At 69.7% G+C, this 9,385-nt stretch carries 10 protein-coding genes; 5 read left to right on the top strand and 5 right to left on the bottom strand.

Annotation, left to right across the window (positions count from 1 at the left end):
• The 3 genes from LQD00_RS02960 to LQD00_RS02950 all read right to left on the bottom strand — a co-directional run.
• On the bottom strand, positions 1-328 hold a 328-nt coding region (locus LQD00_RS02960), incomplete at its 3' end, for an IS110 family transposase (protein ID WP_232715605.1).
• Between the two features lie 358 nt (positions 329-686).
• The gene (locus LQD00_RS02955; protein ID WP_154884220.1) at positions 687-1,394 is read right to left on the bottom strand and encodes a demethylmenaquinone methyltransferase; all 708 of its coding nucleotides are present in this window, start codon (positions 1,392-1,394) and stop codon (positions 687-689) included.
• A gap of 44 nt (positions 1,395-1,438) precedes the next feature.
• Positions 1,439-2,593, bottom strand: a complete 1,155-nt coding sequence (locus LQD00_RS02950; RefSeq protein ID WP_232715604.1) for a glycosyltransferase family 4 protein — start codon at positions 2,591-2,593, stop codon at positions 1,439-1,441.
• A 108-nt stretch (positions 2,594-2,701) separates the two neighbouring features.
• On the opposite strand from LQD00_RS02950, the gene LQD00_RS02945 reads away from it, so the two are divergent.
• Entirely contained in the window at positions 2,702-3,319 is a 618-nt protein-coding gene (locus LQD00_RS02945; protein ID WP_232715603.1) for a Type 1 glutamine amidotransferase-like domain-containing protein, read from the top strand.
• Here the strand turns inward: LQD00_RS02945 and LQD00_RS02940 are convergent.
• Entirely contained in the window at positions 3,306-3,803 is a 498-nt protein-coding gene (locus tag LQD00_RS02940) for a hypothetical protein (protein ID WP_232715602.1), read from the bottom strand. The two genes, LQD00_RS02945 and LQD00_RS02940, sit on opposite strands and share 14 nt — an antisense overlap.
• Before the next feature lie 45 nt (positions 3,804-3,848).
• Positions 3,849-5,537: a 2-succinyl-5-enolpyruvyl-6-hydroxy-3-cyclohexene-1-carboxylic-acid synthase gene (gene menD, locus LQD00_RS02935; RefSeq protein ID WP_232715601.1), complete on the bottom strand. Its 1,689-nt coding sequence runs from the start codon at positions 5,535-5,537 to the stop codon at positions 3,849-3,851.
• A 62-nt stretch (positions 5,538-5,599) separates the two neighbouring features.
• Between menD and LQD00_RS02930 the strand changes: the two genes are divergently transcribed.
• From LQD00_RS02930 to LQD00_RS02915, 4 genes are all read left to right on the top strand, one after another.
• On the top strand, positions 5,600-6,217 hold the full coding sequence (locus LQD00_RS02930) for a class I SAM-dependent methyltransferase (protein WP_232715600.1): 618 nt from the start codon (positions 5,600-5,602) through the stop codon (positions 6,215-6,217).
• 63 nt (positions 6,218-6,280) lie between these two features.
• Positions 6,281-7,357: an AbrB family transcriptional regulator gene (locus LQD00_RS02925; protein ID WP_232715599.1), complete on the top strand. Its 1,077-nt coding sequence runs from the start codon at positions 6,281-6,283 to the stop codon at positions 7,355-7,357.
• Between the two features lie 48 nt (positions 7,358-7,405).
• Entirely contained in the window at positions 7,406-8,713 is a 1,308-nt protein-coding gene (locus LQD00_RS02920; protein ID WP_232715598.1) for a saccharopine dehydrogenase family protein, read from the top strand.
• Between the two features lie 157 nt (positions 8,714-8,870).
• Positions 8,871-9,317, top strand: a complete 447-nt coding sequence (locus LQD00_RS02915) for an Hsp20/alpha crystallin family protein (RefSeq protein WP_154884227.1) — start codon at positions 8,871-8,873, stop codon at positions 9,315-9,317.
• The last annotated feature ends 68 nt before the right edge of the window (positions 9,318-9,385 follow it).

Genomic DNA, 9,385 nt, shown 5'->3' with positions numbered 1-9,385 from the left:
TGTCGTCGGATTTGTCGCGGGTGAAGTCTTCGGTTTCCCGAGCCCGTGCCACGACCATCGGTTGCACGCACACCATCTGCGCTCCGACTGCGGCGGCCAGATCGGCCACCACTTTCCAGCGGTGCCCGGTCGGTTCACAGGCGATGACGATGCCGGTGAACCCGGCCGCCTCAGCCTGGGCACGACTCCACTGAATCGCCGACCCCAATTTCCACGGGGTGCAGGCAAAGGTCTTGCGGGCCAGCACGCGGGAGTCATGATCGGCGACGACGATCACCTGTTTCTTGGCTGCCAGATCAATCGCCACCACCGCGTAATCGCGGCGCACGATCTCCCGCAGTCGGCTCAAACGGTCGTTTCGGCGTTTCGTTCCTCGACTCAAGGGACTAGCGTCAGACATCGACATCCTCCTTGTTGTGGTTGGGACACCAAGCCCTTACGACCACAACAGGAGGATGTCCCGTATTTCACAACCTTCGAGCTATTACTAGGTGCGAGGAGCGAAAGCCGCCGGGCTGAGTAGCGACGAAGGAGCGTATCGAAGTCGACGACCCACGAAGGCCTGGTGAGACGAGGTCGCCGGCCCTTCGTGGCTCGCTCCGCTCGCACCTCAGGGAGCAGTGGGCGGGCCGCGCGCACCTCAGGAGCGGTGGGCGGACCGCTCGCACCTCAGCGAGTGATCGGACTCAGGCGCGGGCGGAGTGGATCGCAGCGATCCCGCCGGTCATGTTCTGCCAGCGCACGTGGTCGAACCCGGCGTCGCGGATGAGGTCGCCGAGGGCAAACTGGTCGGGCCAGGCCCGGATCGATTCCGCGAGATAGACATACGCGGCCGGACTGCTGGAGACCTTGGTCGCGACCGCGGGCAGCGCCTTCATCAGGTATTCCATGTACACGGTGCGGAACGGCTTGAGGGTCGGCGTGGAGAATTCGCAGATCACCAGCCGTCCACCGGGTTTCAGGACCCGACGCAGCTCGGCGAGGGCCTTGGGGACGTCGTTGACGTTGCGCAGGCCGAAGGAGATGGTGGCCGCGTCGAAGGAGTTGTCGGCGAATGGGAGCGACAGCGCGTCGGCCGCGACCTTGGGCACGTCGCGGTGGGCGCCGGCCTTCAGCATGCCGAGCGAGAAGTCGGCGGCGACGCAGTGGGCGCCCGACGACGCGAGCTCGACGGTCGACACCGCGGTTCCCGCGGCGAGGTCGAGGACGATGTCGCCCGGGCGCAGATCGAGCGCCTTGCGGGTCTTCTTGCGCCACCCGCGATCCTGCCCGAAGGACAGCACGGTGTTGGTGATGTCGTAGCGGCGGGCGACGCCGTCGAACATGGCCGCGACCTCGGCCGGATCCTTCTCCAGACTTGCTCGCTGAGGTGGGTTCGCGCCCGTCGATGCCATGGGAGTCAACCTACCGTCTGGCGCGCAACCAGCAATTCTCGGGCTCAGGCCGGCCGGTCGAAAGCGGCCGCGACACCCGAGCCCGTCACCGATCGGTAGTGCCCGACGAGTTCGGCACACACGGCAGGCCACGTCCGTGTTCGCACCGCCTGGGCGGCCGCCCGGCCGAAGGCGGCCCGCACCGCGTCGTCGTGCAACGAGTCGACGATCGCGGGCAGGGTCTTCTCGAAACCTGCGACCTCGAGCAGGTAACCGGTGCGGAACGGGGTCACCAGGTCGCGCGGCCCACCGGCGTCGGGTGCGATGACCGGCAGGCCACTGGCCATCGCCTCCTGGATCGTCTGGCAGAACGTCTCGTGTTCGCCGGCATGCGCGAAGACGTCGAAGGATGCGTACGCACGCGCCAACGCCTCTCCTCGGAGTTCGCCGGTGAACACCGCGTCCGGCAGCAGCCGTTCGAGTCGGGCACGTTCGGGACCGTCTCCGACGATCACCAGCCGGGCCCGCGGATTCACCGACAGTCCCGCCAGCCGCTCGACATGCTTCTCCGGCGCCAGCCGACCCACGAACCCGCACACCAGCGCATCCTCGTGACCGCGCAACCACTCGGTGCGCAGCGCATCACTCCGTCGATCGGGAGAGAACAGGTCGAGGTCGACGCCCCGGCCCCATCTCCGCAACCGTGGCACCCCGCGCGCGGCGAGAGCGGCCATCGTCTCGGTCGACGGGACCAGGGTCAGATCGCACATCTCGTGCAGCTTCCGGGTGTAGCGCCAGGCCGCCTTCTCCACCGCGCCCAGCCGGTAGGCCGAGGCGAACCCGGCGACGTCGGTCTGGAAGACCGCGACCGTCGGCACACCCAGCGCCCGCGCCGCCGCGGCACCTGCGGCTCCCACCACGAACGGTGAGGCCAGGTGCACGACGTCGGGCGCGAAGTCGCGCAGCACCCGGTACAGCAGCGGCATCGGCACCCCGACCGGCAGGGACGTCACCCGTGGAACCCGCACCGCCGGCACCAGATGCACCGGCGTACGCCGACCGACCGTCCGCGGTGCGGACGCAGATCCCCGCGGCGTGTCCGGGGCGACGACGACCACCTCGTGGCCGGTGGACTCCAGATGTTCGACGACCCGCAGGACGGAGTTGACGACCCCGTTCATCTGCGGGAGGAAGCTCTCGGCGACGATCGCAACGCGCATACCCCGACCCTGCGCGGTCGATCTGACCGGCAGCGGCGCAAGGCGTGACACGACGCGCAACGCCTGGTGAATTCCCGGCGACCCGCACCGCCGGTGCACAGTGGACGTGTGCCCGACATGGACCTTCTGTTGCTGAGCCGCTGGCTCACGCCGGTACGCGACTTCCTCGTCCCCCGGGTCGGCGCCGGTGCCCGCATCGGCTTCATCCCGACGGCGTCGTCGATCTACGACGACCAGGCCTGGCTCGACCTCGATCGCGGCAGCCTGCGCGATCAGGGATTCGAGGTCGTCGACGTCGATCCGGAACTCGTCTCGGCGGCCACGTTCACCCGCGCGCTGAGCGAGATCGACGCGGTGTTCGTGTCCGGCGGCAACGTCTTCCACCTTCTCGGTGCACTCCGTCACGCCGGCGCCGACCGCCCTCTCGTCGACGCGGTCCGTCACGGCCTGCCCTACATCGGGGTCAGTGCCGGGGCGTGCGTGACCGGTCCCGACATCGCGCCACTCGCGCTACTCGACGACCCGAGCGAGGCGACACCGCTGACCTCGACCGTCGGCCTCGAACTCATCGATGTCACGGTCGTCCCGCATGCGGAGGGAACCGTCGGCGGACGCGGCCGGATCGATCGGACACGGCAGGAGTTCGCCGACCATCGGCTGCATTTCCTGCGCGACGACGAGGCCCTCGTGATCTCCGGTGGGACCACGACGGTCATCGCGGGCTGACGGACTCCTCGTCGGTGGCCTCGCTCGTGGCCTCGCCCGCGGAACCGGCGGTCTCCGCGGTCCGGCGGTTCCGGCGTCGGCTGAACTCCGCGACCCCGACCATCAGCAGGCCGACGACCACCCAGCCGACGACGGCGACGGAGAGTCCCGGGATGATCGAGAGCATCGCGGTGCGCCCGGTGGGGCGCGCGAGATCCGGGTTGTAGGCGGCATATTCGACGCTGATCCGCTGTCCCTCGCTGAGCTCGGTGGGATAGAGCAGACCGAAGCGCGGACTGTGGAACGAGCCGTCGGGCGTCTGGAAGTCGACCGCGGCGTGCAGCGCATCCACCGAGACGACCTCGGCCATCACGGTGGCCTTGCTGGCCTCGATGGCGGAGTCGTTCTTGAAGCAGCCGGCGACGAGCGAGAACGCCATCGCGGTGATGGTGATCCCGACGACGAGCAACCCGAGCTGAACGCGTCGCTGGATCACCGGATTCATGGCGTTCAGGGTAACCGGCCGGGTACGGGACCGCCGTCGCGCGGTCTAGTCCGCCGACGCTTTCAGGCGCGCCGCGATCGCCGCGTGCACCGATCGCAACCGATCCCGATCCGTGGCGACCTCGATCACCTCGATGCCGCCGGCCGCCGGTTCCTCGGCGAGGACGGCGCGCAGTTCGTCGACGCCGACGCGCCGGTGCGGGAGGTGGAAGCCCGCGCACATCGACGCGATGTCGGTGCGGTGCGGGGTTCCGAAGACGCGCTCGTAGGCGCCGGCGTACTGCCCGGCGTTGTAGCGCGGGTCGCCCTGTTCGAGCAGTCCGAAGATCCCGCCGCCGTCGTCGTTGGCCACGACGATCCGCAGCGAATCGGGCCGCGGCTCCCCGGGCCCGATGACCAGGCCGGTGGCGTCGTGGATGAAGGTCAGGTCACCCATCAGCGCGATCGTGCGGGCGCCGGGACGTTCGTGGTCGAGGGCCAGCGCGGCACCGATCGCCGTCGAGTTGGTCCCGTCGATGCCGGCGACGCCGCGGTTGGACAGAACGCGCACGCCTTCGGCGACCCGTCCGGCGAGGGCGATGTCGCGGATCGGGTTCGACGCCCCGACGACGAGCTGGTCGCCCGGAGCCATCGCGGCGCTGACGGCGCGCGCGACGTGCAGTCCGGTGGTCGGACCGGGTTCGTCGAGCTCGGCCTCGACCGCCCCGGCCACCCGTTCCTGGACGGCGGCGCACTCCTTGATCCAGTCCTCGCGGGGTTCGCTGACGACCTCGATACGGGTGCCGGTCGCGAAGACGTTGCCCGAGACGTCCGGCCAGCGCGGACCGGTGGTCAGCGCGTAGACCCGGACCTCGGGGTCGGCGAGCAGCCGCGACACCCCGCGGTGCAGCGTCGGACGGCCGCAGATGATCGCCTGCTTGGGACGTACCGAGTCGAGGGCGAGCGGGTGCAGCGGAGTCGCCGGATGCGGCGCGGTCGGTTCGGCGACCGTCGGTACGTCGGCGAGTGCGGGATGCTCGCCCGAGCCGTGTCCGGACACCACGACCGTGTCCAACGAGAGGTCGATGGGTAGGGGGACGTCGAGTTTGCCGACGGGTGCCTGCGTCCACGGCAGCCCGCCGGGACGTCCGGAGAACGAACCCAGGTCGTCGTCCCCGACCTCGTCCGGGTCGGGCACGAGCGGTTCCCGCAGCGGGATGTCGAACTGGACCGGGCCGGCGTTGCCGGTACGGGCACCGCGCGCGGCGGCGAGCACACGACCGACGGCCGACCGCCACTGGCTGTTGGTGTCGAGGTCGCGCTCGGCGAGGCCGAGGCTGATCGCGGCACGCACCTGGGTGCCGAAGAGACCGAATTGTTCGACGGTCTGGTTGGCGCCCGATCCCAGCAGCTCATACGGCCGGTTGGCGCTGATCACGACCAGCGGGACGCGGGCGTAGTTGGCCTCGAAGACCGCCGGACCCATGTTCGCCACGGCCGTGCCGCTGGTCATGACGATCGGCACCGGTTCCTTCGACGACACCGCGAGACCCAGCGCCAGGTAACCCGCGGACCGCTCGTCGATGCGGACGTGCAGCCGCAGCCGACCCGCCGCGTCGGCGGCGTGCAGGGCGAAGGCCAGCGGCGCGTTCCGGGACCCCGGGCAGAGCACGGCTTCCCGCACGCCACCCCGGATCATCTCGTCGACGATGACCCGCGCCTGCAGCGTCGAGGGATTCGGAACCGGTCGATTCATTCCTCAAGCGTAGGGACTCGAACTCCCGGCGATGCGCCGGGGAGCGGCGTTACGCTGGTCACGTGGGTTTTTATGGTGACCGCATCGTCCCGCACCTGGTCGAGATGACCTGCGGCATGTCCGCCCTGACCCCGCTGCGGCAACGCGCCTGCGCTCCGCTGAGCGGTCGGGTGCTCGAGGTCGGCTTCGGGTCGGGCCTCAACGTCGGCGTCTACCCCGGCACGCTCACCGAGGTCGCCGCGGTCGAACCCTCCGATGTCGGCTGGCGGATGGCCGCCGACCGGGTCGCCGGCTCGACGGTACCGATCGAACGCTCCGGCCTCGACGGCCAGAAACTCCCCTTCGACGACGAGTCCTTCGACGCCGCGCTGTCGACGTTCACCCTGTGCACCATCCCCGACCTGGGCGCGGCCCTCGCCGAGATCCGGCGCGTGCTCCGGCCGGGCGGCACCCTGGCCTTCCTCGAACACGGTCTCGCCCCCGACGAGAAGGTGCGCACGTGGCAGCGTCGGCTCGAGCCGATCCAGAAACGCGTCGCCGGCGGGTGCCACCTCACCCGGGATGTCCGGGCCGAACTGACCGCGGCCGGCTTCGCCCTCGGCACCGTCGACTCCTTCTATCAACCAGGTGTGCCGAAACCCCATGGGGCACTGAGCCTGGGCACCGCACAGCCGGCCTGACCCCCGGTCGCCGGCCTCGCCCACCCGCGGCGGCCCGCGAGATGCTGCCCTACTGTGGGCACAATGCGTCGCTGGACACTGCTGGCCCTCTTGACCGCGGCCGCGACGCTGATCCTCGAGTTCTTCGACGTCGACGCCGCTGCCCTGTTCGCCGGTCTCGTCGTCGCCGGTCTACTCGCGATCGCCGGTCGTGCACCCCGGCAACGCAATTCCGACGACGACCCCGACGCCCCGATCGTGCCGCGCTGGGCGTTCGTCTCGTCCCAGGGTGTGCTCGGCGTCTTCATCGGGACGATGGCCGACCCGGAGACGATCAGCGGACTGGGTTCGTCGTGGCTCCCGGTCCTGGTGATCGGCGTCGCGACCCTGGCGATCTCGGTCGTCTGCGGGGCTCTCCTCGGACTGCACCGAGACGTCGACCCGCTGACCGGTTCGCTGGCCCTCGTGGCCGGCGGCGCCTCCGGGCTGGTCGCCCTCACCCGTGAATTCGGGGGCGACGAACGGATGGTCGCGGTCATCCAGTACCTTCGCGTCGCTCTCGTCACCGTCACGATCCCGCTCGTCGCCTCCCTCGTCTTCGGGGCCGGCGAGAGCGCGGTCGAGGTGGTCCCGGCGTCGTGGACCGACCAGGGGTGGGGCCTGTTACTGCTCGTCGTCTGCCTGGGTGTCGGCATCCCCGTGGGACGTTTGCTGCGCCTCCCGGCCGCCGGGTTGCTCGGCCCCCTCGCGATCTCGACGGCGGCCGAACTCACCGGTGTCGCCGGCGACGCCGCGGTGTCCCCGATCCTGCTCACCGTCGCCTATGCGCTGATCGGGTGGCAGGCCGGACTCGGGTTCACCATGGACCGTCTCCGGGCGATCGGCCGCGTCCTGCCGCATGCGCTGGCCCTGATCCTGGCCATCGGTGTCGGATGCGCGCTGCTCGGTGTCGCGCTGTCGGCCTGGACCGGTGAGTCGATGTTCGACTGCTACCTGGCGACCACCCCGGGCGGCATCTACGCCGTCCTCGCGGCGGCCACCGGCGCGGGCGGCAACGTGGCCTTTGTCGTCGCGGCGCAGATCCTGCGGGTGCTCCTCATGCTGTTCGTGGCACCGTTCGCCGCGCGTGCCGCCTCCCGGCGCAGTGGCCGCGGGAGGTAACTGACTCTCCGGTCACATGTGACCCGCGTCCCACGTAAAGTCGGAGAGATGAGCGGGGAATCGAACACCGAGACAAACAGCAACGGCAACCAGTCCGGAGCCGGGTCGCACGGCCGCGAGTTCGACGTCGTCGTCTACGGCGCCACCGGCTTCGTCGGCGAGATCACCGCGCGGTACCTCGCCGACCACGCCCCGATCGGCACCAAGGTGGCGCTCGCCGGCCGCAACGAGTCCAAGCTGACCCAGGTCCGCGAACGACTCCCCCTCCGCGCCCGGGACTGGCCGCTGATCGTGGCCGACTCCAACTCGCCCGCAGCGCTCGACGCGATGGTCGCCCGCACCCAGGTCGTCTGCACGACGGTCGGCCCCTACCTCAAGTACGGCGAGGCGCTCGTCGTCGCGGCGGCCACCGCCGGGACCGACTACGTCGACCTCACCGGCGAGGTCCCCTTCGTCCGCTACTCCATCGACAAGGCACACGACACCGCGGTCGCCTCGGGCGCGCGCATCGTCCACTCCTGCGGCTTCGACTCCGTCCCCTCCGACATCACCACCTACGCGCTCTACAAGAAGGTCGCCGAGGACGGTGCCGGCGAGATGACCGACACCACGCTCGTGGTGAAGTCGATGCGCGGCGGCCTGTCCGGCGGCACCATCGACTCGATGCGGGTCATCGCCGACGAGGCCAAGAACTCTCAGGCCCGGCGCCTGATGCTCAACCCGCAGGCCCTCTCGGGCGGCCCCGGTGAGGTCCCCCGGGTCAGTCTGTCCGACGAACCGAGCGACCTGTCGATCATCAACGCCAAGAAGGTCGACCCGTCGCTGCGCGGCACGCTCGCCCCGTTCTTCATGGCCGCACACAACACCCGGATCGTCCGGCGGTCGAATGCACTGCTGGACAACGCCTACGGATTGAACTTCCACTATGCGGAGACGATGAACGTGGGCGGGGTCCCGGCCTTGTCGACCCTCGCCGCCGGCGCGGTGGCCGTGGGCACCGGTGCGTTCATGGGCGCGATGAGCTTCGGCCCCACCCGCCGCCTCCTCGACCGCGTCCTTCCGAAGCCGGGCGACGGCCCCAGCGAGAAGTCCCGCAACAGTGGATATTTCGTGGTCGAGACGTTCACCCGGACGACCACCGGCCGACGCTACCGCGCACAGATGCGTGCGCAGGGCGACCCCGGTTACAAGGCGACCGCGGTGATGCTCGCCGAGAGCGCCCTGGCACTCGCACTCGACCGCGACCGCCTACCGGCCCGGACGGGCGTCCTGACGACCGCCGCGGCCATGGGCGACGCCCTGATCGATCGCCTTCGCGACGCCGGATTCACCATCGACGCAACCGAACTCGGCTGAGCCGAGGCGGCGGACACCGCCCGGGAACTCGTTAGCACTCTCCACCCGAGAGTGCTAGACGAGTGCGGAATCCGGTGCTATCTTCGATGTCAGTACAGCGTTGAGCTGCTCGCCGGACGAGTGGCGGGCAGCCTTGTGAGACAGGAGGTGAACTGCTGTGCTGCGTTTCGATCCGTTTTCCGACATGGATGCCTGGGCCCGGGGCATGCTGACCGGTTCGGTTGCCGGAACCGCGCGTACTCCCAAGTTCATGCCCTTGGACCTCTACAAGGTCGACGACCACTACATGCTCGTCGCCGACCTACCGGGCGCCGACCCGGGCTCGATCGACGTGAGCGTCGACAACGGCGTACTCACGTTGTCCGCCCAGCGATCTGCCCCGTCCGACGAGGGCGTCGAGTGGCTGGCCAGCGAACGGTTCTCCGGAACCTACCGACGCCAGCTCACCCTCGGTGACTCCATCGACAGTGCCGGTATCTCCGCCCGCTACGACAACGGCGTGCTCACCGTGACCATCCCGGTGGCCGAGAAGGCCAAGCCGCGCCGTATCGAGGTGGAGAGCATCAACCATCAGCAGGCGATCGAGACCGGGACTGCCTCGTAGTCCGAGAAACCCTCTCCCCGAACATCATCGGGGACCACACCGGCGGGCCGGTGCGCCAGGGACGGCGC

This window comes from Gordonia metallireducens (assembly GCF_021245825.1).
Lineage (GTDB): Bacteria > Actinomycetota > Actinomycetes > Mycobacteriales > Mycobacteriaceae > Gordonia > Gordonia namibiensis.
This window is presented reverse-complemented; position numbering and strand designations above follow the sequence as displayed.

Excerpts from the sequence above, each read along its gene's own strand:
- LQD00_RS02925 (WP_232715599.1), top strand. The coding sequence starts at position 6,281 with ATGCGTCGCTGGACACTGCTGGCCCTCTTGACCGCGGCCGCGACGCTG.
- menD (WP_232715601.1), bottom strand. The coding sequence starts at position 5,537 with ATGAATCGACCGGTTCCGAATCCCTCGACGCTGCAGGCGCGGGTCATC.
- LQD00_RS02950 (WP_232715604.1), bottom strand. The coding sequence starts at position 2,593 with ATGCGCGTTGCGATCGTCGCCGAGAGCTTCCTCCCGCAGATGAACGGG.
- LQD00_RS02940 (WP_232715602.1), bottom strand. The coding sequence starts at position 3,803 with ATGAATCCGGTGATCCAGCGACGCGTTCAGCTCGGGTTGCTCGTCGTC.
- LQD00_RS02920 (WP_232715598.1), top strand. The coding sequence starts at position 7,406 with ATGAGCGGGGAATCGAACACCGAGACAAACAGCAACGGCAACCAGTCC.
- LQD00_RS02955 (WP_154884220.1), bottom strand. The coding sequence starts at position 1,394 with ATGGCATCGACGGGCGCGAACCCACCTCAGCGAGCAAGTCTGGAGAAG.